This window comes from Variovorax sp. PAMC 28711, assembly GCF_001577265.1.
Classification (GTDB): Bacteria; Pseudomonadota; Gammaproteobacteria; order Burkholderiales; family Burkholderiaceae_C; genus Variovorax.
The window spans coordinates 2,251,200-2,274,092 of the sequence record NZ_CP014517.1 but is presented as its reverse complement, the minus strand read 5'-3'; the positions used below and the strand labels follow the sequence as shown (position 1 = coordinate 2,274,092).

Sequence of the window (22,893 nt, the reverse complement as noted above, 5' to 3'; positions counted from 1 at the left end):
CTTGCCCTACGACCTTTCCAATCCGCCGATTCACTGGCCATGGCCCTGGTGACCCTCGGTGTTTCTCTTGCACTTTCTGCGGCGCCTGCACGCGCACAAAGTGCCGCACCGGTGGCACCCGCTGCGGCGCCTGTGACCTGTCCTGCCATCCTGCAACACACGTTCGGGCGCTTGCAAGACGAAAAACCCCAACCACTCTGCCAGTACGCGGGCAAGGTCATTCTGGTTGTGAACACGGCCAGCTTTTGTGGGTTTACACCGCAATACAAGGGTCTCGAAGCGCTCGACATGAAATACCGCGCCCGCGGCCTGATCGTTCTGGGCTTCCCCTCTAACGATTTTTCGCAGGAGGCCGGCACCAACAAGCAGATTGCCGAGTTCTGCGAGAGCACCTTCGGCGTCAAGTTTCCAATGTTCGTGAAGTCGTCGGTGCGCGGAAGCGACGCCAATCCGCTCTTCAAGCAGCTGGCGCAAATCTCGGGCACCGCGCCCAAATGGAATTTCTACAAGTACCTGATCGGCCGCGACGGCAAGGTCGTCGAGGCCTATTCGAGCATGACCGCCCCCGACGACAAGGCCTTTGTCCGCGAGCTGGAAAAGCAGCTCGGGGCAGATTAAGACTAAACAGTTCACAAGAAGACGGATCGGTATTAATATCGACCGATGCGTCTAAACCACCGCGGCCCGCAGGTCACAAATGCTTACCTCGCCACCGGGAACCGCCGTGGGCGGCGCGCCCTCATAACGGTCTCGGGCAGCATGAGCAGCCCGTCGGTTTTCATGTTGCGAGGTCTTCCGGATGCCTGTCGTCCGGTTGAAATCCCGAGGCGATTCTTCTCCTCCTCCCTCCCTCCCTCCTTCGCGTCGGGGCGCCTCGCAACATTTTTGTATTCGGCTGCCGCCGGTGGCGGTGCCGCTTGACCGCCACGGTCGCTGTCATCGGTGCCGGCATCTCCGGCCTCGCCGCCGCGCATTCGTTGCGCGCATCGGCCGCGGTCACCTTGTTTGAAGCCAGCGACTATTTCGGCGGACACGCCCACACCGTTGACATCACGCTGCCGCGCTCCGCAGAAGACCCGACCGCTGTCACGCACGGTGTCGACACGGGCTTCCTGGTCTATAACGACCGCACCTACCCCAACCTGATCCGCCTGTTTGCCGACCTCGGCGTGGAAACGGCGCTGTCCGAGATGTCGTTCTCTGTGCAAGCCACGCGGCCCGAGGGCGGCGCCTTGGAGTGGAGCGGCAACAACCTCGCCACCGTGTTCGCGCAGCGGCGCAATCTGTTCGATGGCCAGTTCCTCGGCATGCTGGGCGACCTGCTGCGTTTCAACCGCCTCACCACGCGCATTGCCCAGGCCGGGACCGAGCGCGAACTGGCGCAGCCGCTGGACGAATTCCTGACCGCCCATCGGTTCGGCGACGCGTTTCGGAACTGGTACTTCCTGCCGATGATGGGTTGCATCTGGAGCTGCCCGACGGCGCAAATGCTGCAGTTCCCGGTCGCGACCATGATCCGCTTTTGCCACAACCACGGACTGATCCAGATCGCCAATCGCCCGCAGTGGCGCACCGTGGCCGGCGGCTCGCGCCACTATGTCGACAAGATCACCGCTGGCCTGGCAGACAAGCGGCTCGCGACACCGGTACGCCGCGTCACGCGCACCGCGAACGGCGTCCTGGTGTCGACCGATGTCGGCACCGAGCGCTTCGACCATGTCGTGCTCGCGACGCATTCCGACGAATCGCTGGCGATGCTTGGCGACGCGAGCGACGCCGAAGCCGCGGTGCTCGGCGCGATCCGCTATCAGCCAAACCACGCGGTGCTGCACACCGATGCCTCCGTCCTGCCGCAGCGACGCACCGCCTGGGCCGCCTGGAACTACGAGCGCGCCGCCACCGGCGAGCGCGAAGCCGATGGCGTCTGCCTGCACTACCTGCTCAACAAACTGCAGCCCTTGCCCTGGACACAACCTGTCATCGTTTCACTGAATCCGGTGCGGCCGATCGCACGTAGTGAAGTGATGGCCGAATACGACTACGCCCACCCGGTTTTCGATCTGTCCGCGATCCGCGCGCAGAACGACGTCGTCGCACTGCAGGGCCAGCGCAACACCTGGTTCGCCGGCGCCTGGATGGGCTACGGGTTTCACGAAGACGGGCTCAAGGCCGGCCTGACTGCGGCCGACGGCGTGCGCGCCCGCCTCGGCACCTCGCGCACGGCACGGCACGCTGCATGAACACGGTTCGTCTGCCCGTCACCCCGGCGCCGCTCGGCAAGGCTGCGCCCGCCCGTCCGCCGATGGCGCGATCGGGCGCGTCGACCGCATTGATCGGCTTCGGCGAAGTGCGCCATGCGCGCCTCAAGCCGAGGGCCAACGCCTTCACCTACCAGACCTGGTTCCTGATGCTGCCGATGGGCGCGCTGCGCGGCAACGGTGGCGGCGCGCTCGCGTTCAATCGCACCGGCCTCATTTCATTCCACGACGCCGATCATGGCGACGGCCGGGGTCCGGAACAGGGTGGCGCGCTCGCATGGCTCGACGAGACGCTCGCCGCACACGGCATCCACGACGCCACCGGCGAAGCCTGGCTGCACTGCTATCCACGCGTGCTCGGCTACACCTTCAAGCCGGTGAGCTTCTGGTACTGCCACACGGCGGCCGGCGCGTTGCGCGCCATCGTGGTCGAGGTCAACAACACCTTCGGCGAGCGCCACTGCTACCTGCTCGATCGCCCGGTGTACGGCATGGAGATGAAGGCCACCAAGTCCTTCCATGTGTCGCCGTTCTGCCGCGTCGAAGGCGACTACCGCTTCCGCTTTTTCGTCGACGAGCACCGCACGCGCACCGTGGTGCGCATCGACCATGACGACGACACCGGCCCGCTGCTCGAAACCAGCGTCAGCGGCCGGCTCGAGGCCTTCGACACCGCCAGCGCACGGCGTGCGTTCTGGCGCTATCCGTTGATGACCTTCGGCCTCATCGCACGCATCCACTGGCAAGCCGCAAAGCTGTGGTGGAAGCGCATTCCCTTCGTGACCAAGCCCGCCGCGCCCGACCATTTCGTGTCGCGCGGCATCAGCCCCGACAGCAAGGCGAGCCCATGACCCCGACCAGCACCACCGCCCCCCGTTTCTCGTTGCCGCAAGACGCCCCGAGCGCCGCGCGCACCGTGCTCGGCATGCTGCAGCGCCTGGCGCACGGCTCGCTCACCGTGCGCCTGCCCGATGGCTCGGTGCAGCACTTCGGCGCCGCGCCCGGCACCGGCCCGACCGCATCGCTCACCTTGCGCAACTGGGAGCCGTGCCGCGCTGCGCTCAAGTCGGGCGACATCGGCTTCGCAGAGAGCTACATCGCCGGCGACTGGAGCACGCCCAACCTCACCGATCTGCTCAAGGTGTTCATCGCCAACCGCCGCGCCATCGAAGACGTGGTGTACGGCAGCTGGTTTGGCCGCCTGCTGTACCGCGTGCGCCACCTGTTGCACCGCAACAGCAAGGCCGGCAGCTCGCGCAACATCCACGCGCACTACGACCTGGGCAACGCGTTCTACACGCTGTGGCTCGACGAGACGATGAACTATTCGTCGGCATGGTTCGAAGGCAACCTCGCAGGGCCGATGCGCGAGGCACAGCACGCCAAGGTGCGGCGCGCGCTCGAAATGGCCAACGTGCAGCCTGGCGACCGCGTGCTCGAAATCGGCTGCGGCTGGGGCGCATTGGCCGAGATGGCCGCGAGCAGCTTCGGCGCTTCGGTGACCGGCGTCACGCTGTCGACCGAGCAGCTTGCTTTCGCGCAGGGCCGCACCGCGGGGCTGTCGGTCGACCTGCGCCTGCAGGACTACCGCGACATCAAGGATGCGCCGTTCGACGCCATCTGCTCGATCGAGATGGTCGAGGCTGTTGGCCGCGAATACTGGCCGACGTATTTCCAGAGCGTGAGCCGGTTGCTGAAGCCCGGCGGCCGCGCCTGCGTGCAGAGCATCGTCATCGACGACGAGCTGTTCGACCGCTACATCGACTCCACCGATTTCATCCAGCAATACATCTTCCCAGGCGGCTGCCTGCCGTGCCCGCGCGAGTTCCGGCGCGAGGCCGAAGCGGCCGGACTCGAGGTGGTCGACGCGTTCGCGTTCGGCGCGGACTATGCCGAAACGCTGCGCCGCTGGCGCGAGAATTTCCTGGCGCAGCGCGGCCACATCCTGCAACTCGGCTTCGACGAAAGGTTCATGCGCATATGGGAGTTCTACCTGGCGTATTGCGAAGCGGCATTCGCGCAAGCCAACATCGACGTGGTGCAGTACACGCTGCAAAAACGATAGTCGCCTGCGCGCTGCTGGCAGGTGCAGCGGGCGTGTTCGCGCAGACCGCTGAAGCCAACCCGCCTGCCGAACTGAACGCGGCATTGCCCGAGGCGCGGCGCTCCGGCGCCACGCGGCTGAAGATGTGGGGCTTCGACATCTACGACGCGAGCCTGTGGGTCACGCCCGGCTTTCGTGCCGACCGCTGGGCCCAGCGCCCGCTCGCGCTCGAACTGCGCTACCTGCGCAACTTCGATGGCGAGGACATCGCCAGGCGTTCGCTCGACGAGATCAGGCGCGCGGGACCGGTGAGCGAAACGCAGGCCGTGCAGTGGATGCGCGAAATGCGGGGCGCGTTCCCCAACGTGAAGAAAGGCGACCGCCTGCTCGGCGTGTACGAGCCCGACACCGGCGTGCGCTTTTTCCACAACGGAACCGCCACGACACCGATCGCCGATCCGCAATTCGCCCAGCGCTTCTTCGCGATCTGGCTCGGTGCGCAAACCTCCGAACCGGCCATGCGCGAAGCGCTGCTCGGCAAATGACCTTCACTCGCCCCGACCTGCTGCGCTACGGCCTCCTCGGGCTGCCGCTCGCGTTCGTGGCGCTGCCGCTCTACGTGATCCTGCCCAATCACTACGCGCGCGACTTCGGCGTGCCGCTGGCCGCGCTCGGTGCGGTGCTGCTCGGCGCACGCCTGTTCGACGCCGTGGTGGACCCGCTGCTCGGCCGGCTCGCCGACCGCCTGCAGGCGCGCTCGCCCCGCGCGGTGCTCGGCTTCGGCGCGTGCGCGGCCGGCGTGCTGGCGCTCGGCTTCACGCTGCTCTTCTTTCCGCAATGGCTGGTCGACACATCACGGCACGGCACGCTGCTCGCATTGACGGCGGTGCTGCTGGCCGTGACCTACGCCGGCTACAGCGCGCTCGGCATCGCGCACCAGTCGTGGGGCGCGATGCTCGGCGGCGATGCGCTGCAGCGCAGCCGCGTGGTCGGCTGGCGCGAAGGGCTCGGCCTCGTCGGCGTGGTGCTGGCTTCGGTGGTGCCGACGCTCGCGGGCCTGCCCGCGATGGTGGCGCTGTTCATCGTGCTGCTGGCCGTCGCGTGGTGGGCCTGGACGCGGGCGCCGCGCCCAGCGCCGTCTGCCGCCGCCCATCCGCCGGCCGATCTGTTGCTGCCGCTGCGCCGCAGCGCGTTCCGCCGTCTGCTCGCCGTGTTCGTGCTCAACGGCATCGCGAGTGCCATCCCGGCCACGCTGGTGCTCTTCTTCGTGCAGGACCGGCTGCAGGCGCCCACCTCGTTCGAACCGGCGGTGCTCGGCAGCTACTTCGTCTGCGCCGCGGCATCGATCCCGCTCTGGTTGCGCGCCGTGCCGCGCTTCGGCCTTGCGCGCTGCTGGCTCGCCGGCATGGTGCTGGCCATCGCGGTGTTCGCGTGGGCGGGCGTGCTGGGCGCGGGCGATGCGATACCGTTTCTCGCGGTGTGCGCGCTGTCGGGCGTCGCGCTCGGCGCCGACCTCGTGCTGCCGTCCGCGTTGCTCGCCGGCGTGATCGCCGCACAACAAGACACACGACAGGCCGGCGCGTACTTCGGCTGGTGGAACGTCGCGACCAAGCTCAACCTCGCCCTGGCCGCCGGCCTTGCGCTGCCGCTGCTCGGACTGGCGGGCTACACGCCTGGCGCACGCGAGCCGGCCGCGCTGCACGCCCTCACCTTGGCCTATTGCGCGCTGCCCTGCGTGCTGAAACTGATCGCTGCGCTCGCCCTGTGGGCGCTGGTGATCCGGCCCGAAAACGCTCCCTCTTCCCTTGTCTCGAAAGCACTCTCATGAACCCGCGCCGCTGGCTTGCCCTCGTCACCCTTTCACTGGCTGCGCTGCTCGCCGGCTGCGCTTCGCCGCAAGTCGCCGACTACGCGGCCGAGCGCCCGGTGCTCTCGTTGCGCGACTACTTCAACGGCCGCATCGATGCGCACGGCATGTTCCAGAACCGCGCGGGCAAGGTCGTCAAGCGTTTCACCGTTGCCATGGACTGCAGCTGGCAGGGCAACGATGGCGTGCTCGACGAGCGCTTCAGCTACAGCGACGGCACGACCAGCCGCCGCGTGTGGAAACTGAAGGCGCTGTCCGACGGTCGCTTCACCGGTACCGCCGACGACGTGGTCGGCACCGCAGTCGGCGAGCAGCGCGGCAACGCTTTCCACTGGAACTACACGTTGAAGCAGCCCCTCGACGACACCGTCTACGAGGTGCAGATGGACGACTGGATGTACCTGGTCGACGACCGTGTGATGCTGAACCGCGCCGTGATGAGCAAGTTCGGCGTGATGGTGGGTGCGGTCACGTTGTCGTTCAACAAAGGCAAACAATGAGTCTGTTCGCCCCTTTCAATCCGCCTCTCGCCGACTGGCCCGGCAAGACCGCCTGGGTGATTGGTGCGTCGACCGGCATCGGCCGCGCGACCGCATCGGCCCTGCTCGCACGCGGCGCACGCGTCGCGGTGTCGGCGCGCGATCGCACGGCGCTCGAAACGCTGGCGGCGCCGCACCGCGTGGCCGAGGGCGAACCGGCGCGTGTCATCGTGCTGCCGCTCGATGTGAGCGACAGCGAGGCGGTTGCCGCAGCGCATCGCCAGTTGCGGGCGATGGGTCCGATCGATTTCGTGCTGGTCAGCGCCGGCACTTACAAGGCGATGCGCGCCGACGCGTTCGACCTCGATGTGATGGTCCAACACGACCGCATCAACTACGTCGGGGCGCTGAACGTGCTGGCCGTGGTGCTGCCGGACTTCATCGCGAACGGCGCAGGCCATGTGTCGCTCACCGCCAGCGTCGCCGGCTTCCGCGGCTTGCCGCAAAGCCTGGCCTACGGCCCGACCAAGGCCGCGCTCACCAACTTGGCCGAGGTGCTGTACGCCGACCTGCACACGCGCGGCATCGGCGTGAGCGTGATCCAGCCCGGCTTCGTCGACACGCCGCTGACGGCACAGAACGAGTTCAAGATGCCGGCGCTCATCACGCCCGCGGAAGCCGCCGACGAGATGCTGGCCGGCTGGGCGCGCGGCGCCTTCGAGATCCATTTTCCGCGTCGCTTCACTTCGTGGATGAAGTTGCTGCGCGTGCTGCCCTACCGGCTGTACTTTCCGGCGGTGAAGCGCTTCACCGGTCTGTGAAGAACCGGGCATAAAAAAAGCACCTCGCGGTGCTTTTTTCAGGGCTTCGTGTCGGCGAAGCTGGGTCGCTGCATGAGCTTGTCGTAGAGCTTGCCCAGGTTCGGGTGCGTGCTGCGCCAGTCGATTTCCGGAAAGCGGAAGCCGATCCAGCCGAGTGCGCAACCCACCGAAATGTCGGACAGGCTCAGGTGGATGCCGCTGCAGAACGGCTTGTCGCCGAGGCCCTTGGCCATCGCGGCCAGGCCCGCTTCGACTTTCGCGCGCTGGCGGTCCATCCAGGGCTGGCTGCGTTCGCCATCGGTACGGCCCGGCCACGTGGCTTCGAGACGCCAGAGGATGCCGGCGTCCATCACGCCATCGGCCAACGCTTCCCAGGTCTTGACCTCGGCGCGCTCTCGGCTTTGTTGCGGAATGAGCTTGCCGACGGGCGACAGCGTGTCGAGGTATTCGACGATGACGCGCGAGTCGAACATGGCCTCGCTGCCGTCCATGATCAGGCAGGGCACCTTCCCCAGCGGGTTGGAACTCGCGATAGTGGTGTCGGCGGCCCAGACGTCTTCGACCACGAACTGGTAGTCGAGCCGCTTTTCAGCCAGCACCACGCGCACCTTGCGCACATAGGGGCTGGCTGCGGATCCGATCAGTTTCATGCGGGGTCTCTCCCTCGTGTGACGTGTTGTTTCGCTTTCATTCTAGGGGAACGGACGCCGTGCAAAATCCGGGGCTCACGACAACGAGGCGGAATGCGCATGGAACTCGACACACGGCCGACAGAGGTCGCCCAGCGGCGGTACCCGATCGAATTCACCGCGAGCGGGAGCGAGTATTTCCGGATCTGGATCGTCAACCTGCTGCTGATCGTGGTCACGCTCGGGCTCTACCTGCCCTGGGCGAAGGTGCGCAAGCTCAAGTATTTCTACAGCAACACCTGGGTCGGTGGCGACGCGCTCGACTTTCACGGCGAGCCGGTGAAGATGCTGCGTGGCACCCTGATCGCGGCCGCCTTCCTGATCGCCTATTCGGTCGGCAGCAATTTCTCGGGCTGGGCTGCGCTGGTCGCGGCGGCCGCGTTCGTCGGCCTCTGGCCTGCGCTGTTCCGCTCGGCGATGCGTTTCCGGCTCGCCAACACCAGCTGGCGCGGACTGCGCTTTCATTTCGCGGGCGACCTGCGCGGCGCCTATGCCGCGATGACGCCGCCGCTCGCACTGGCGCTGCTGCCAGTGGCGATTGCCGGCGCGATGGCCGGACCGGCGGTCGATGGCGAGCCCGGCCAGCTGCCGATCGTCGCGGGCGGATTGATCGGCATCGGCATGACGGTGTTCTTCGTGGGCCTGCCGTACTTTCTCTGGAAGCTCAAGCACTACCAGCACGACCACTACGCCATCGGCGGGCTGCAGACGAAACTGAGCGCCGACGTGGGCGTGCTGTACGGCCTTTTCATCAAGCTGATGGGCATCGGCTTTCTGGCGGTGACCGCGCTGGTCGCGGGGGTCGGCCTGGCCGCCTTCACCGGGGTGATCGGCCGCAAGAGCGGCTCGGGCCTGGGCGCGGTGATCATCCTCGCGATGGTCGTGATGGCCATCCTCGGCATCTTCGTCTTGAACGTGCTGCCCAAGTCGTACCTGCAGGTGCGGCTGCAGAACCTGCTGTGGTCGACCACCGGCAACGACGCGATGCGCTTCGACAGCCAGCTGAAGCTCGCGCGCTACCTGCCGCTGCAGTTCAAGAACTACCTGCTCATCTTCCTCACGCTCGGCCTCTACTGGCCCTTTGCGGTGGTGTCGACGCGGCGCGCGCAGATCGAGGCGATGGCCATCGAAGCACGCATCGACCTGGACGACATCGCCCAGACCGCCGGCCAGGAAAACCCCGGTGCCGCCGGCGACATGGCGGCCGACCTGTTCGGCCTGGACATCGGGATGTGAGCGCGCCCGGACCGGCGCTCGACGCACGCTTCTTCGATGGCCGCCACAGCCGGCCGCATGCGGCGCACCTGCGCCTGCACGACGGCCTGCTCACGGTGACGCCTTCAGGGGCCGCCACCTTCACGCCGCTGACCGTGCCGGCATCGCAGGTGCGCTGGCCCGAGCGCACACGCCACGGCGGGCGCCTCGCGCAGCTGCCGGGCGGTGCGAGCCTGCAGGCCGTCGACGTCGGCGCGTGGGACGCCTGGGTCGCGCAGCATCCGGCGCTGCCCGAAAGCTGGATCGTGCGCATGCAGCAGAACTGGCGCAGCGTGGCGGTGTCGCTGGTGCTGCTGTTCACGGCCATCGCGGCGATGTACCAGTGGGGCCTGCCATGGGTCGCGGCCAGCGTGACCGCGGCGATCCCGCAGCGCGTCGACGCGCTCATCGGCGAGCAGGCGCTCGAATCGCTCGACCAGAACCTGCTGAAACCCAGCGCCCTGCCGACCGACGAACAGCAACGCATCCGGCGCGCTTTCATGCAGATGGTGGCGCGCGCGCATCCGGACGGCGCGCCTTCGTGGAAGCTCGAATTCCGCCGGTCCGGCGAAAAATCGCTCGGCCCGAACGCGCTCGCGTTGCCCGGCGGCACGATCGTGCTGACCGACGAGCTCGTGCAACTGATGCCGTCGGGCAAGGACAGCGACGATGCGGTGCTCGGCGTGCTGGGCCACGAGTTCGGCCACGTGCGGCTGCGCCACACGATGCGCCAGCTGGTGCAGGCGTCGGCCGTCGGTTTTGCGGTGTCGGTCGCGTTCGGCGACTACGGCACGCTCATCGGCAGCGCACCGGTGCTGCTGGCCACGCTCGGCTACTCGCGCGACGCCGAGCGCGAGGCCGACGTCGAATCGGTGCGGCTGATGCGCGCCAGCGGCATCTCGCCGCGCGCGATGGCGGTTTTTTTCCAGGCGATCGAAGGCTGGCGCGAGAAGGAAAAGAACGCCGGCGGCGACGGCGACGGTGCGATTGGCATGGCGTTTTCGACCCATCCGGCCACCGCCGAACGCATCCAGTTCTTCAAGGATGCGGCGGCCGAGTAGGCGCGCGGCGGCCGGAAACCGCGCCACTTAAAATTCGGCGATGAGCTTCTCCACCGTCTCCGCCCTTTCTCCCCTTGACGGTCGCTACGCGGCCAAGCTGTCGGCCCTGCGGCCACTGATGAGCGAGCAGGGCTACATGCACCGGCGCGTGCAGGTCGAGGTGGCCTGGTTCATTGCGCTGTCGGACTGCGGTTTCGCCGAGTTCAAGCCCCTCACCGGCGGTGCGCGCAAATACCTGATGGGCCTGGTGTCGAACTTCTCGGAAACCGACGCGCTCGCGATCAAGGACATCGAGAAAACCACCAACCACGACGTGAAGGCGGTCGAGTACTGGATCAAGTCGAAATTCGAAGCGCGGCCGGAGCTGATGGCCGCGGCCGAATTCGTGCACTTCGCCTGCACCAGCGAAGACATCAACAACACCAGCCACGCGCTGCAGATCCACGCCGCGCGCGAGCAGGTCGTGTTGCCGGCACTCGATGGCCTGATCGCCAAGCTGCGCGAGATGGCCCATCAGTTCGCCGACGTCTCGATGCTCTCGCGCACACACGGCCAGACGGCGAGCCCCACGACCGTCGGCAAGGAGATCGCCAACGTGGCGGTGCGCCTGGACAAGGCACGCACGCAGATCGCGGGCGTGCAACTGCTCGGCAAGATGAACGGCGCGGTCGGCAACTACAACGCGCACCTGGCCGCCTGGCCGGAATTCGACTGGGAGAGCTTCAGCCGCAAGGTGATCGAGACGCCAACGCCGCTCGGCCTCGGCCTGACCTTCCAGCCCTACAGCATCCAGATTGAGCCGCACGACTACATGGCCGAACTGTTCGACGCCGTGGCGCGGGCCGACACCATCCTCATCGACTTCTCGCGCGACATCTGGGGCTACGTGAGCCTCGGCTACTTCAAGCAGCGGCTGAAGAAGGGCGAGATCGGCTCCAGCACGATGCCGCACAAGGTCAACCCGATCGACTTCGAGAACGCCGAAGGCAACCTGGGCCTGGCCAACGCCGTGCTGCGCCACCTGAGCGAGAAGCTGCCGATCAGCCGCTGGCAGCGCGACCTGACCGACAGCACGGTGCTGCGCAACATCGGCGTCGCGCTCGGCTACGCCACGCTCGCCTATGCCAGCCTGATGACCGGCCTGGGCAAGCTGGAGATCAACGAAGAAGCCATCGCCGACGATCTCGACGCCTCGTGGGAAGTGCTGGCCGAACCGATCCAGACGGTGATGCGCCGCTTCGGTGTGCAGGGCGCCTACGAGCAGCTGAAGGAAGTGACGCGCGGCAAGACCGTGACGGCCGAAGCGCTGCACGGGCTGATCCGCTCGCTGGACATCCCGGAAGCCGAGAAGGAACGCCTGCTGGCGATGACGCCGGCCAGCTACATCGGCAAGGCGGCCGAACTCGCGCGGCGCGTATGAAAGCCCCCACGTTCGGCACTTCGTGTCCTCACTGCCCCCCGCGGGGGCTGAACCGCCTTGGGGCGGCCCTGCGGCGAATCTGATGGCCCTCAAATCCACCATCTTCAAGGCGAACCTCGCGGTCGCCGACATCGACCACAGCTACTACGCCGACCACGCGCTCACGCTGGCGCGGCATCCGAGCGAGAACGACGAGCGGATGATGATCCGGCTCATCGCGCTGGCGCTCAACGCGCACAAGCTGCAGAGCGTGTGCGACGGCGACGGCGTGCTGGCCTTCGGCGCGGGGCTGTCGAACCCGGACGATCCCGACGTGTCGCTGCGCGACTTCACCGGCCGCACGCGCGTCTGGATCGAGGTCGGGCAGCCCGAAGAAAAGCCGCTCATCAAGGCCTGCGGCAAGGCCGACGAAGTGCTGCTCTACTGCTTCAGCCACGCCGCCGGCATCTGGTGGAAGGGCATCGAGAACAAGCTGACGCGTCCGCAGAACCTGCAGGTGTGGCGCGTGCCGAGCGAGACCTCGCAGGCCGTGGCCAAGCTCGCGCAGCGCAGCATGCAGCTGCAGGCGACGATTCAGGAAAGCACGCTGACGCTGGGCGACGGCACCGAGAGCATCGACATCGAGCTGGAGCGCCTGAAGTAGCGCGTCAGCGCGGCATCATTTCGCCGCAGTGCCAGCACTGCTCGAATCCACCTTCGATCTTTTCGCCGCACACGCAGTGCCAGAGGCGCTGTGGCCGGTTCTGCACGGCGGCGAGTGCGCGCTGCGCCAGCGCGAACTGCGCGTCGTCGTCGATCCAGATTTCGGGAAGGCACTGGTCGGGCGGCAACTGGCCCATCACGGCGCCGAGGAATTCGCGCTGCACCGTGGCGTCGATGCCGTCTTCGCGCAGGGCATGCACCCAGAGCGTCGCAATCGCGAGATTGGGGGCTTGCGCGAGGCGTCGCATGGCCGTCAGGTGGGCGCGTCTTCGCGCGCCCGCTCAGCGTATTTGTTGAAGCGCCAGGCCGTGTCTTCCATGGTGATGCGGCGCCACGTGACACGCTTCTCGGCCGGCGACAGGGCGGGCCAATGCTGCACTTCGTGGAAGCTGCGGCCGCAGCCCTTGCACTCGTCGTCGCCCTGGCTGGTGGAGCAGATCGCGATGCACGGGGTGTCGGGCGTGCTTTCGTACCAGCCGAGCCAGGCGGCCCAGGCTTGCGGCGGAAAGCCGACATCGTCGACCTCGTCCTCGTGGTGATAGACCATGAGGGCGTACACCTCGGCCAGCGCCCGAATCTCGGGGGCCAGCGTGATCCCGTCGGGCGAGGGTTTGCGCTCCCGCCAATGGTTGATGGCGGCCTCGATGTCGGTGATGTGGATGGCGGCCATGAAGAGACGAAGACGGGGGGAGCGGCCATCATAGACGTGCAATTCCCCGCGGCGACAAAAGGGAATGCAGGTTGTCACGGGCGCCTCCCCGATGCTCTAATCCGCGCACGAAGGGGAGTAGCTCCCGCCCGGCGGTCACGACGCCGGGTATCGGCAGATCGTCAATACGAAGCAATAACACTTCCGGTCTGTCGGGCAGCGCATGCCCTCGCGCGCTGTCGAGCAAGACCTTCGATTTGAACCTGTGACGGTTTGGTCGAAGCGAAGCAAGTCCCCGGAGTTTCCGGTCCTTCATTCACGCGCTTCGCCGAACCCCGGCGGGATGAGTCGAAACGCACAAGAGGACAGTATGGAAGCATTCTTGACCCCCGAATTCTGGGTCGCAGTCGGTCAGATCATCATGATCGACATCCTGCTCGGCGGCGACAACGCCGTCGTCATCGCGCTGGCTTGCCGCAAGCTGCCGCCAGCCCAGCGCACCAAGGGCATCCTGTGGGGCACGGCAGGCGCCATCATCCTGCGCGTCATCCTGATTTTCTTCGCGCTGACATTGCTCGCGATCCCGTTCCTGAAGCTGGTCGGCGCCGCCTTGCTGATCTGGATCGGCGTGAAGCTGCTGGCCCCCGACCAGGACGATCCGCACGGCAGCATCCAGGGCAGCGACAAGCTGTGGGCCGCCGTCAAGACCGTGATCATTGCCGACCTGGTGATGAGCGTGGACAACGTGATCGCCATCGCCGGTGCCGCACAAGGTGCCGGCCAGGCGCACCAGATGCCGCTCGTGATCTTCGGCCTGCTCGTGAGCATCCCGATCATCGTCTGGGGCAGCCAGCTGGTCATCAAGCTGATGGACCGCTACCCGATGATCATCACGGCCGGCGGCATGCTGCTGGGCTGGATCGCCGGCACGATGGCCGTGTCCGACCCGGCCGTCGCCAACATGACCGCCTGGACCTGGGTGCCGAAGGTGCCGCAGACCGACACCGTCAAGTACGCCGCAGGCATCGCCGGCGCACTGCTGGTGCTGGCCCTGGGCAAGTGGGTGGCGTCGCGCCGCCCGAAGCCGCAGGAAGTGACGCACGCCTGAGCCGCATCAACCCGCTTTTTTGAAGGAGCATCCCATGGAAAAGACCATCCTGTACGTGGACGACGCGGCCTATGCGCGTGACTTCCTGGCGCGCCAATCGGCGGACGCCGCGGCGTCGCAAGCACCACGGCACTGGGTTCTGGTGGCGTGCGCGCCGCGCATGACGCACCGCATCAGCAAATGGGTGAGCCACAGCGCGCGCGAGAACTGGCGCGGCAAGTGGATGGCCAAGGTGGAAGACCAGCTGGTGCCGCTGCTGAAGGCCGGCGGCAACGAGGTGACGACGGTGCTGGCCAAGGGCCCGCTGACCGACCTGACCCAGCAGTTGCGCCTGACGCACGGCGCGGCCAGCGTGGTCGATGCGCGCCGCCCGAAGATCGGCGTCGACCTCGAGCCGGTCGCCCCGGGCATGACGCCGGCCAGCTCCGGCTGGGCCGTGCCGGGTGCGGTGGTGAGCATGGGCGCCCTGCTGATCATGGCGAACGAGCTGTCCGAATAAGCCGCCGGCGGCGTCGACACGCGGTATCCTGACCGCATGCGACTACTCATCAAATGGCTGCTCAGCGCCCTCGCGCTGCTCGCAGTGACGTACCTCTACAGCGGCGTGCAGGTGACCAGCTTTCCGTCCGCGCTGATCGCCGCCGCCGTGATCGGGTTGCTCAACATGATCGTGCGGCCGGTGCTCGTCGTGCTGACGCTGCCGGTCACCATCGTCACGCTCGGGCTGTTCCTGTTCGTGATCAATGCGCTGATGTTCTGGGCGGCGTCTGGCCTCCTGGCCGGCTTTCACGTCAATGGGTTCGCGGCGGCGCTGATCGGCTCGCTGATCTATTCCGTGCTGGGCGTGATCATCGAAACCGCGCTCGGCGGGCTCTTCTCCAAGCGCTGAATCCTGCGCTGACCCCGCGCTTCTGCCCTATTTCAACGGCGGTTCTTCCGCCTGCTGGCGCACCAGCCCATCGATCGCGCGGGCGCGGGTGTCGATGATCGACGCGGCGTAGTGATCGACCGGCTTGCCCTCTGCCGACAACTTGCGTGACAGCTCCTGCGCCGCCTTGTAGCGATCGCGGGCGCCCGGGTAGTCGAGGATCGCGACATTCGCCTCGGCATCGGCGGCGATCGCCTGCACCGGGTCGCCTTCGGCGCCGTACACGCTCCCGAGCGCGCGCCAGGCGGTCGCGTCGCGCGGGTGGGTCGCGGTCCAGTCGCGCAGCGGTGCGCGCATCGGTGCCGCATTGCCCGTGGCGATGGCGGCCTGCGTGGCCAGCAGCATCTCCGGACGGTCTTTTGCCTTCAGGTTCAGCAGGCTCGCGGCCTTCGCGGGATTGCCAGCGGCCAGCTCGATCTCGGCCGACAGCAACCGCGCGAGGCGCGACGCAGCGGGGTCGTTCGCGGTGCGCGCGGTCAGCCGCTCGACCAGGGCGCGCGCCGCCTTGAAGTCGCGCAGCGCACTGGCCGACAGCGCCGCGGCGTAGAGCATGCCGGCCTGCGGGGCCGGCGGCGCCTTGGCCGCTTCGCCGCTGCTGCCGGCCTCGACCCACTGTCGCAGCGTGTCGGACCCCGGGCGGGTGAGCACGCGGGCGCGCGACGCGATCATCGCGTGGTCCATCGCGAGCGGCATCACCGGCGGGGCGGCCGCGGTGCCGGCGACCGATGCGTCTGCGTTTGCGTCTGCGCTCGTGTTGCGGAACTGGAACCGGCCCTGCATGTCGGCGATGCGCTCGGTGTTCATCGGATGGCTGCGCAGGTAGGGGTACGAGCTGTTGTCGTTGAGGCGCGCGGCGTACTGGAGCTTTTCGAACATCGACGCCGCGCCGCGCGGGTCGTAGCCGGCCTGCGTCATCACGCCGAACCCGACGCGGTCGGCCTCGCGCTCCATGTCGCGCGAAAAGGAGAGCTGGCTCTGCATCGCGTAGGCCTGGCTGCCCATCAGCACCGCCTGCCCGGCATCGCCGCTCTTGCTCTTGGCGGCGGCCAGCAGGCCGAGCACCATTGCGGCCAGCATCAGCGGGGTGTTCTTGGCGTTGCGGTCCATCATCCGCGCGATGTGGCGCTGAGTGACGTGCGAGAGCTCGTGGCCGAGCACCGTCGCCAGCTCGTCGCGGCTGCCGATGACCGCGATCAGGCCGAGGTGCAGCCCGAGATAACCACCCGGCAGCGCGAACGCATTGATGCTGCTGTCGCGGCCCAGCAGCACCTGCCAGGCGAAGCGCTCGTCAAGCTCGGGCGTGAGGTCGCCACGCACGCGGGCGGCAGCCAGCAGCTTTTGCCAGATCTCCTGCGTGTATTCGACGATGACCGGGTCGTCGATGTAGTCGGTGTCGCGGTACAGCTCGCGGGCGATCTGGTCGCCGAGGCGGCGCTCGGCGCTGGCCGTCATTTCGCCGCCATCGCCCAGGCCGGGCAGCAACTGGGCACGCGCGGCGGTGGGCGTGAGCACCTGGCACGCGATCAGCAGCGTGGCGCACAGGGCGCGAAGGGCGGGCATGGCAACCCATTTTTCTGGCTTGGAAATCGGCGTCAAACGTGGCATTCCTTTACGAGACTCGGGCTCTTATGATGCGGCGATCTGGCTACAGTTCACACCCGCTCCACCATGTCTTCACTCACCCATTTTGACGCGCACGGCCAGGCCCACATGGTCGACGTCGCCGGCAAGGCCGCGACCCATCGCGTGGCCGTCGCGACCGGCCATATCGAGATGCAGGCCGCCACCCTCGCGCTCATCGAAGCCGGCACCGCCAAGAAAGGCGACGTGCTCGGCATCGCCCGCATCGCCGGCATCCAGGCCGCGAAAAAGACCAGCGACCTGATCCCGCTCTGCCATCCGCTCGCGCTGACCCGGGTGGCTGTCGCCTTCGCGCTCGTCGACCCGGCCGGCGGCAGCGTGCCCCAGGTGGCCTGCACGGCCACCGTCGAAACGGTCGGCCCGACCGGCGTCGAAATGGAAGCGCTCACCGCGGTGCAGGTCGCGCTGCTCACCATCTACGACATGTGCAAGGCGGTGGACCGCCGGATGACGATCAGCGGCGTGCGGGTGCTGGAGAAGCACGGGGGGAAGTCGGGGAGTTATTTGGCGGACCCGGCCGGCACCGCGTAGCCGGCGCGCGCGTTGCCCGACAGCCAGCGCGCGTAGTCGGCCGGATACGCGGCCTTGAAGCGCGCCGCATGCGCGAAGGCTTCGTCCTGCTGGCCGAGCAGCATCGCGCTTTCGATCAGCTTCACGACCACCGACGGCTCCGGCGAAAAGTGCAACGAGCGCTCGGCCAGGGCGTGCACCTCGGCCGCGTTGGCGCGCGTCAGCGGCGTGAGCGACAGCGCCGCAAAGCGCACTTCGTTGGCATACAGCCACGACGGCTGGATCTTGGCCAACGTGTCGTCCCGGTAGCCCGGCAAGCGGTCTCCACGCGACAGGTAGATCTGGCTCACCCGGGTGTAGTCCCAGGCGGCGTAACCCACGATGGCGATCAACGCAGCCGCAGCGAGTGCGTGCCCCGTTCGCGCCAGGCGCGCCGTCGGCTTGGCGTTGCCGGCCGGTGGCGTCGACCACAGCATGCCGAGGCAGAGACCGAACACCAGCTGGAAGGGGCCGTACCAGAGCGGGTATTCGAGCAGGCTGTGCAGCACGATCATCGCGAGCACGCTCCACACCATCAGGCGCCACGGATCGCGCTCGCGCCACGGCGTCGACGCCAGCACCAGCCAGCCGAAACCGCCGCAGACCAGCGCCGCCGCCGGCACGCCCAACTCGACCGCCAGGTGCAGCGGCAGGTTGTGCGCGTTGTCGAGAATCTCGACGAAGCGCGGCCCGTCGTACAGCGTGGCGTAGTGCGCAAAGCTCAGTTCACCCCAGCCCCAGCCCGTCCACGGGTGCTGCGCGATCAGCGCGACCACGTTGCGCCAGAGCACCAGGCGGCTGTGACCTTCGGGTGCGCCTTCGCGCAGGCGGCGGACCATGCCTTCGACGTCGCCGCCCGCCAACTGCGGCAGCACCCAGCCGGCCAGGAAGTAGAGCGGAATCAACGACAACAGCACCAGCGGCGGTGGCAGGCGCCGGTCGCGGCGCGCGATGAAGGCCGCGACACCCGCCGTCAGCAGCAGCTGAAGCAAGCCGGTGCGCGAGGTCGATGCCGCCTGCGCGACCAGCAGCAGCCCGGCCGATGCCAGCAGCAGCAGCCGGCGCCGGCGTGACGTGGGCGCAGTGGCGTAGAGCCACAGCAGCGCCACGAGCGCCATGCTCAACAGCGTGGCGAACTGATTGCGCTGGCGCAGGTTGCCGTAGGCCTGACCCTCACCGGGCGTGGTCGTCCAGGGCACCAGCGCTTCGGCGAGGCCGTAGTACTGCAGCAGCCCCAGCACCGCGCTGACGAGCCCGGCGCCCAGCAAGCCCCAGGCGAGCGCCGCCCGCTGTTCACCGCCCACCATGCGCGCACCAGCCAGCGAAGCGCTCGCCACCACCGCGATCGCCCCCAGCGCCGCCGCCCAGAAGACGAAGACGGGACCGCGAAAAACGACGACGCAGCCGGCAACGAGTGCCAACCACAGGACGATGCGCCAGTCCGGCCGAGCGGTTCCACGGTGAGAAAGCAGCAGGAATACTGCGGCGCAGGCCCATGAAAAAAGGAGCTGCAGCGTGTTAGCGGACGGGCCAGCGACGAAGGGGAAAAGAAAAGGAAGCGCGAGCAGCAAGGCGCCGGGAAGAGGCATGGACGGATTGTGGCGGTACGACATAAACGCACCTTGCAAACCACAAAAGTTATCCGCTACGTATCCTTCCAGCAGCCAAGCCAGCGGAAATAAATGCCTTAGTTCACCGTTGGAATTTCCCGCCAGTTCAGCAAGCGCATGCCGACGCTGGCGGACGGTGTGATCGGCGGGCTCAGCACCTTGCCGTTGTCCAGCCCTGCCACCAGGCGCATGGTTCCGTTCGTTGTGACAAAGCTCAAGTCAGTGATCGCGCCGGCGGTGTAGGGGATGTATGCCGCATTGTTTTCGAGAGCCGACTGTCCGGTCCCGAAATTGACCGCATAGAGGCGACTGGTCCCGGAAGGGCTGCAGGCGTCGGTCGTCGTCAGCGTGGAAGCGAAGGCCACCACTCCGCTGGCCGAGGTGGCCGCGCTGACCATCCGCCAACCAATTCCCGTTGTCCCATCCTTACCCAAGTCGATGTACCACCCCAATGATTCACTGGGCAGGGTAGCGACCTTGGTCAGATCAGTCAGCGCCGTCAGGTTTGAGCGCTTGAGCGGAAAGGTCACCGTCGGCGGCAGTGATGCCGCCGTGTTGAACACGTTGGAGGTGCCGTCAATCAGCGCAAAGAAAGTCTGGCTGGCGCCGGAGTTGACGTCGGCCGATGTGAGCAGTTGGCCCGTCCCGATCATCACGTAGCGCTTTCGGGTGGTCGGATGGATCTCGATCAGCGGCTGCGTCGTCACCGGCTGTGCCACGCCTGCAGTGGTCTTGAGCGTCGCCATCAGCAGTGGGGCCGAGTAGTTGCCCGACGCCCCAGTGATGTCGAAACGCCAAACTTGACCATTGGCGTCACCCACATAGACGGCGTCGGCAACGCCGTCTGTGAAATCACGTACGAAAGCCGACGCATGTGTCATGCCATCTGCGGGCAGGCTCGTCTTGACGGTTTCGAGCAGCGCGCCTGTCTTGGGGTTCACGAAATAGAGATAGCCATAGCCATCACCGCCCGCATCCTGATAACCAGAGGTCAGGATAACCACCCAACCGTACTTTGTGGTTTTGACGACCGTTGGCGCGCCATAACTAAAGCCCATATTGGGCGCAGTGAACTCCCAGAGGACCTTGCCAGCCACCGCCGTCTCCGACGTCATTGCCGCCGGGTCGGTGACGTCGATCGCATAAAAACTCTTGCCGCCCTTGCCCAGCCCGCCGATCAGTACGGAATGCCAGTCTGCCGTGGCTGTCGACGTGGTGGTCAGTGACCCGCCGGCATAGTTGAAGTCCACGTCGAACACCTGTGGCGTGGCATCCACGTAGTAGTGATGGTTGAAGCTGGGATTGCCAAGGGCTGCCAGGCCATCCACTTGCGGCGTGCCGTTGGGTCCTTGATACAACGCACTTGGCACGTAGGCGAAAATCTCGGCTCCTGCACTGGCGCCCGTCAATGCACCGTTGAAGGCATGCAGCATCCCGTCGTTGGCGCCAACGTAAGCCACAGTCGGCCGCGGTGTCGTGACATTCCACTTGGTCTTGAACGCTGAATAGCCAGGGTTGATGGATTCCGCATAGCTCTGGTTGGGAGGTGCCACAGGAGTGACTTTGGAATTTCCGATATCGCCCAACAGCACCGTACGGGTCCGGTACACGGGCGTGCTACCGGTGACCGCGGAGCCCACCTCATTGGCCTGTTCGCCACGCAGATAGTTGAGGTAGTTCGCGCCATCATCGCCAGCAACGTAAGCCGTGTTCAACGCGGTTTTCTGATCGTTGCTCAAGTTGGCATAACGGAAAGGCGTTCCCCCACCGTTCCAGGTGACGACGCGGCGCGAGGCGCTCCACCCCGTGCCTGAAAACTGACCCGTGCCCAACTGCGTTCCCAGCGTCGTCGTGCTGTTCCACGCCGGCGTCGAGGTTGCAGTGCCATCGCTCGCAATCGCCAGTGTGCTGGCCGTGACCACGCCAGACCAGCCCTTTGACGAGTACTGGGCCGCATAGGAGGCACTGCCCGAGTTACTGATGATGGCCGATGACAGCGAAAAAGAAGTCGTATACGCACTCACAGCATTGGCAATGCTCGTGAAAGCCTTGCTCAAGCCAGCAACCATGACGGCTGCATCCCCAGCCAAAAAATAGTTGTCAGGGCGTGGTCGAGGGGTGCCACTCATCGAGATGGTGTCGCCGGACGAATTCCACCAGCTCTGGGTCAGCGTCGTAGTGGTGCTGATGTCGAAGTTCGTCGGCACGTTGAAACCGCCGTATTTCGCAGCGAGCCAATACGGATTCCTGTCTTGCGCCACTTGGTTCTCTTGCACATCCATCCAGTAGGTGGAGACCGTCTGATCACCCGGTAAATCGGGGCGGTTGTCGAGCACGTGCGCCCCGTAGGCAAGCCCTGCCATGTATTCCGATCCCTTGTCTCCCCATGCCGCATTCCGGGTGGTCAGCTTTTCCAGTGTCTCGACGTTGCGCGTCCAAGTCTGGGATTGATTGAAGGTGTCACTTGTCACAAGCGCTGGGTAAGTCCGGCCTGCGTTGCTCAGCGTGCCACCCCCGGTGTTCGTGTCAAAGTGGGTGTTGTTGTCGCCAATGCCCAGGATGAAGTTGCGCTGGCACGAATAGATGATGGGATCTTTGCCCACCCAACTTTTGGGCGCCGGAAAACCGTCCAGCGTCGCTGCCGTGAGGTTGTTGGTCCACTCCGGCACATTCGGCTGGTTCTGGAAGTAACGCAGCACCGCGTAGTACAGCTCGCTGACCGCATCATTGGTCATATAAGACTTGGCCGTTTGCCCGAACTTGTTCAAAAAATTCATGGCTCCGCTGTTGGGCACCACGCTTTCCGAAGCCAACGCCGTGTCCGGGTTGTCGATCATCTTTCCAGTGACCCCATCCCACTCCGCTTTCGGATTGGTGATGACTGTCGTTGACAGCGGCTGGGGATAGGTCGGGCCGATGAAGCCCATGTTCGCGCGCATCACGGCGCCCTGCTGCGCGCTGCCGTTAGCGTTCAGGAAGGAAAATGTGCTGTAGCGGATCTTGTTGGCGTATTGCTGCATCAAGCCTTCGGGCTTGTAGCCGCCGGAATATTTCACACAGTTCGATTCGAGCCCGCCCGCTGACGTCGAGGGATCACATACTTTGACCCGCACATAGACGCGATAGACCTTCGTAGAGTCGCCGGAATTGGCGGCATCGCGCCAATCCGTGCCAGCCACACCTGTGTTGCCGTAATCACCAGTCCCCGAAAACACCATGGTGTTGCCGCGCTTCCAGATGCTCATGTTGAAACTGTTCCAGCCCAGCGGGGTCACCGAGCCGACCAGACCGGTTGCCATCTTGTGTCCATTGCCCGCCCCAGTGCCGCGCAGCGGAAAGTTGCCCTGCGCGCCTTGCGCCGAACCCCAGCCTTTTTCCAGCACGGTTTCGGTAAGCTCGTCCTTAGAGCGATAGCCACCGGTCAAGGCCCACCGGAACGGGTCGATGGTCTGCATCGTGGCCCAGTTCATGAAATTGCCGCTCCACTTGCCGGCACAGGTATGGGAGTTGCTTCCCGTGGCCTTGCCGTCCGGCTGGAAGTAACTCTGAGCCGGCGTGGCCGTGTTGAGCATGTAGGTGTAGCACTTCATCGGATCGAAATATCCGAGGTAGTTTTTTGCATCGGCGTAGTCGCCTAGATTCGACACACTGATGGCAGTGGGAAACTCCACGGACAGTGCCAGCGCCAGGTTGCCCGGCACGTCCGCCGAGGCAAACACGGGTTGATCGGAAAGCGTCACCGCACCCCAGGAAGCATGGCCCGCCATGGCGCCGAGAGCCAAAACAGCCAGCAAAAAACGAGAATATTTCATG

The 22,893-nt window shown here is 66.1% G+C and carries 22 protein-coding genes; 16 read left to right on the top strand and 6 right to left on the bottom strand.

Annotated features, from left to right (window positions below; translation table 11 throughout):
• Positions 1 to 39 precede the first annotated feature (39 nt).
• From AX767_RS11245 to AX767_RS11210, 8 genes are all read left to right on the top strand, one after another.
• A complete protein-coding gene (locus tag AX767_RS11245; protein ID WP_068631364.1) occupies positions 40 to 618 on the top strand; it encodes a glutathione peroxidase in 579 nt (192 codons plus the stop codon).
• 299 nt (positions 619 to 917) lie between these two features.
• Positions 918 to 2,240: an NAD(P)/FAD-dependent oxidoreductase gene (locus AX767_RS11240; RefSeq protein ID WP_068631362.1), complete on the top strand. Its 1,323-nt coding sequence runs from the start codon at positions 918 to 920 to the stop codon at positions 2,238 to 2,240.
• 62 nt (positions 2,241 to 2,302) lie between these two features.
• Positions 2,303 to 3,109 (top strand): DUF1365 domain-containing protein, encoded by an 807-nt coding sequence (locus AX767_RS11235; protein WP_068633603.1) that lies wholly within the window; start codon positions 2,303 to 2,305, stop codon positions 3,107 to 3,109.
• The gene (locus AX767_RS11230; RefSeq protein WP_068631360.1) at positions 3,106 to 4,323 is read left to right on the top strand and encodes an SAM-dependent methyltransferase; all 1,218 of its coding nucleotides are present in this window, start codon (positions 3,106 to 3,108) and stop codon (positions 4,321 to 4,323) included. Before AX767_RS11235 ends, AX767_RS11230 begins: the two co-directional genes overlap by 4 nt.
• Before the next feature lie 32 nt (positions 4,324 to 4,355).
• On the top strand, positions 4,356 to 4,847 hold the full coding sequence (locus tag AX767_RS11225; RefSeq protein WP_237288420.1) for a chalcone isomerase family protein: 492 nt from the start codon (positions 4,356 to 4,358) through the stop codon (positions 4,845 to 4,847).
• A complete protein-coding gene (locus AX767_RS11220) occupies positions 4,844 to 6,130 on the top strand; it encodes an MFS transporter (protein WP_068631358.1) in 1,287 nt (428 codons plus the stop codon). Before AX767_RS11225 ends, AX767_RS11220 begins: the two co-directional genes overlap by 4 nt.
• The gene (locus AX767_RS11215) at positions 6,127 to 6,669 is read left to right on the top strand and encodes a DUF3833 domain-containing protein (RefSeq protein ID WP_068631355.1); all 543 of its coding nucleotides are present in this window, start codon (positions 6,127 to 6,129) and stop codon (positions 6,667 to 6,669) included. Before AX767_RS11220 ends, AX767_RS11215 begins: the two co-directional genes overlap by 4 nt.
• Positions 6,666 to 7,469 carry an SDR family NAD(P)-dependent oxidoreductase gene (locus tag AX767_RS11210; RefSeq protein ID WP_068631354.1) on the top strand — a complete coding sequence of 268 codons (804 nt, stop codon included), beginning with the start codon at positions 6,666 to 6,668 and terminating at the stop codon, positions 7,467 to 7,469. The genes AX767_RS11215 and AX767_RS11210 overlap by 4 nt, the downstream gene beginning before the upstream one ends.
• 38 nt (positions 7,470 to 7,507) lie before the next feature.
• On the opposite strand, the gene AX767_RS11205 is transcribed toward AX767_RS11210, so the two are convergent.
• On the bottom strand, positions 7,508 to 8,119 hold the full coding sequence (locus AX767_RS11205; RefSeq protein ID WP_068631351.1) for a glutathione S-transferase N-terminal domain-containing protein: 612 nt from the start codon (positions 8,117 to 8,119) through the stop codon (positions 7,508 to 7,510).
• Positions 8,120 to 8,218: 99 nt separating this feature from the next.
• On the opposite strand from AX767_RS11205, the gene AX767_RS11200 reads away from it, so the two are divergent.
• The 4 genes from AX767_RS11200 to AX767_RS11185 all read left to right on the top strand — a co-directional run bounded on the left by AX767_RS11200 (position 8,219) and on the right by AX767_RS11185 (position 12,536).
• Complete coding sequence (locus AX767_RS11200; RefSeq protein WP_168164822.1) at positions 8,219 to 9,394, top strand: YjgN family protein; 1,176 nt, start codon at positions 8,219 to 8,221, stop codon at positions 9,392 to 9,394.
• The gene (locus AX767_RS11195) at positions 9,391 to 10,473 is read left to right on the top strand and encodes a M48 family metallopeptidase (RefSeq protein WP_068631347.1); all 1,083 of its coding nucleotides are present in this window, start codon (positions 9,391 to 9,393) and stop codon (positions 10,471 to 10,473) included. The genes AX767_RS11200 and AX767_RS11195 overlap by 4 nt, the downstream gene beginning before the upstream one ends.
• A 40-nt stretch (positions 10,474 to 10,513) precedes the next feature.
• Entirely contained in the window at positions 10,514 to 11,893 is a 1,380-nt protein-coding gene (purB, locus tag AX767_RS11190) for an adenylosuccinate lyase (protein WP_068631345.1), read from the top strand.
• Between the two features lie 82 nt (positions 11,894 to 11,975).
• Positions 11,976 to 12,536 carry a YaeQ family protein gene (locus AX767_RS11185; RefSeq protein WP_068631343.1) on the top strand — a complete coding sequence of 187 codons (561 nt, stop codon included), beginning with the start codon at positions 11,976 to 11,978 and terminating at the stop codon, positions 12,534 to 12,536.
• A 4-nt stretch (positions 12,537 to 12,540) separates the two neighbouring features.
• On the opposite strand, the gene AX767_RS11180 is transcribed toward AX767_RS11185, so the two are convergent.
• Both AX767_RS11180 and AX767_RS11175 read right to left on the bottom strand, forming a co-directional pair.
• Complete coding sequence (locus AX767_RS11180; protein ID WP_068631341.1) at positions 12,541 to 12,843, bottom strand: hypothetical protein; 303 nt, start codon at positions 12,841 to 12,843, stop codon at positions 12,541 to 12,543.
• Positions 12,844 to 12,848: 5 nt separating this feature from the next.
• Positions 12,849 to 13,265, bottom strand: coding sequence for a DUF3717 domain-containing protein (locus tag AX767_RS11175; protein ID WP_068631339.1), 417 nt, complete (start codon positions 13,263 to 13,265; stop codon positions 12,849 to 12,851).
• Positions 13,266 to 13,614: 349 nt separating this feature from the next.
• Here AX767_RS11175 and AX767_RS11170 point away from each other — a divergent pair, with 349 nt between their 5' ends.
• Genes AX767_RS11170 through AX767_RS11160 form a run of 3 tightly spaced genes read left to right on the top strand, consistent with a single transcriptional unit; the run spans position 13,615 to position 15,241 of the window.
• Positions 13,615 to 14,352, top strand: coding sequence for a TerC family protein (locus tag AX767_RS11170; RefSeq protein ID WP_068631337.1), 738 nt, complete (start codon positions 13,615 to 13,617; stop codon positions 14,350 to 14,352).
• 34 nt (positions 14,353 to 14,386) lie between these two features.
• Positions 14,387 to 14,851 (top strand): hypothetical protein, encoded by a 465-nt coding sequence (locus AX767_RS11165; protein WP_068631335.1) that lies wholly within the window; start codon positions 14,387 to 14,389, stop codon positions 14,849 to 14,851.
• Positions 14,852 to 14,887: 36 nt separating this feature from the next.
• Complete coding sequence (locus AX767_RS11160; protein ID WP_068631333.1) at positions 14,888 to 15,241, top strand: phage holin family protein; 354 nt, start codon at positions 14,888 to 14,890, stop codon at positions 15,239 to 15,241.
• A gap of 27 nt (positions 15,242 to 15,268) precedes the next feature.
• Here AX767_RS11160 and AX767_RS11155 read toward each other — a convergent pair whose 3' ends face one another.
• Positions 15,269 to 16,885 (bottom strand): M48 family metalloprotease, encoded by a 1,617-nt coding sequence (locus AX767_RS11155; protein WP_068631331.1) that lies wholly within the window; start codon positions 16,883 to 16,885, stop codon positions 15,269 to 15,271.
• 63 nt (positions 16,886 to 16,948) lie between these two features.
• Between AX767_RS11155 and moaC the strand changes: the two genes are divergently transcribed.
• Entirely contained in the window at positions 16,949 to 17,452 is a 504-nt protein-coding gene (gene moaC, locus AX767_RS11150) for a cyclic pyranopterin monophosphate synthase MoaC (RefSeq protein ID WP_068631329.1), read from the top strand.
• Here the strand turns inward: moaC and AX767_RS11145 are convergent.
• A complete protein-coding gene (locus AX767_RS11145) occupies positions 17,422 to 19,059 on the bottom strand; it encodes a PglL family O-oligosaccharyltransferase (protein ID WP_082755146.1) in 1,638 nt (545 codons plus the stop codon). The two genes, moaC and AX767_RS11145, sit on opposite strands and share 31 nt — an antisense overlap.
• 98 nt (positions 19,060 to 19,157) lie before the next feature.
• Positions 19,158 to 22,892: a pilus assembly protein gene (locus AX767_RS11140; protein ID WP_082754988.1), complete on the bottom strand. Its 3,735-nt coding sequence runs from the start codon at positions 22,890 to 22,892 to the stop codon at positions 19,158 to 19,160.
• Position 22,893 lies beyond the last annotated feature (1 nt).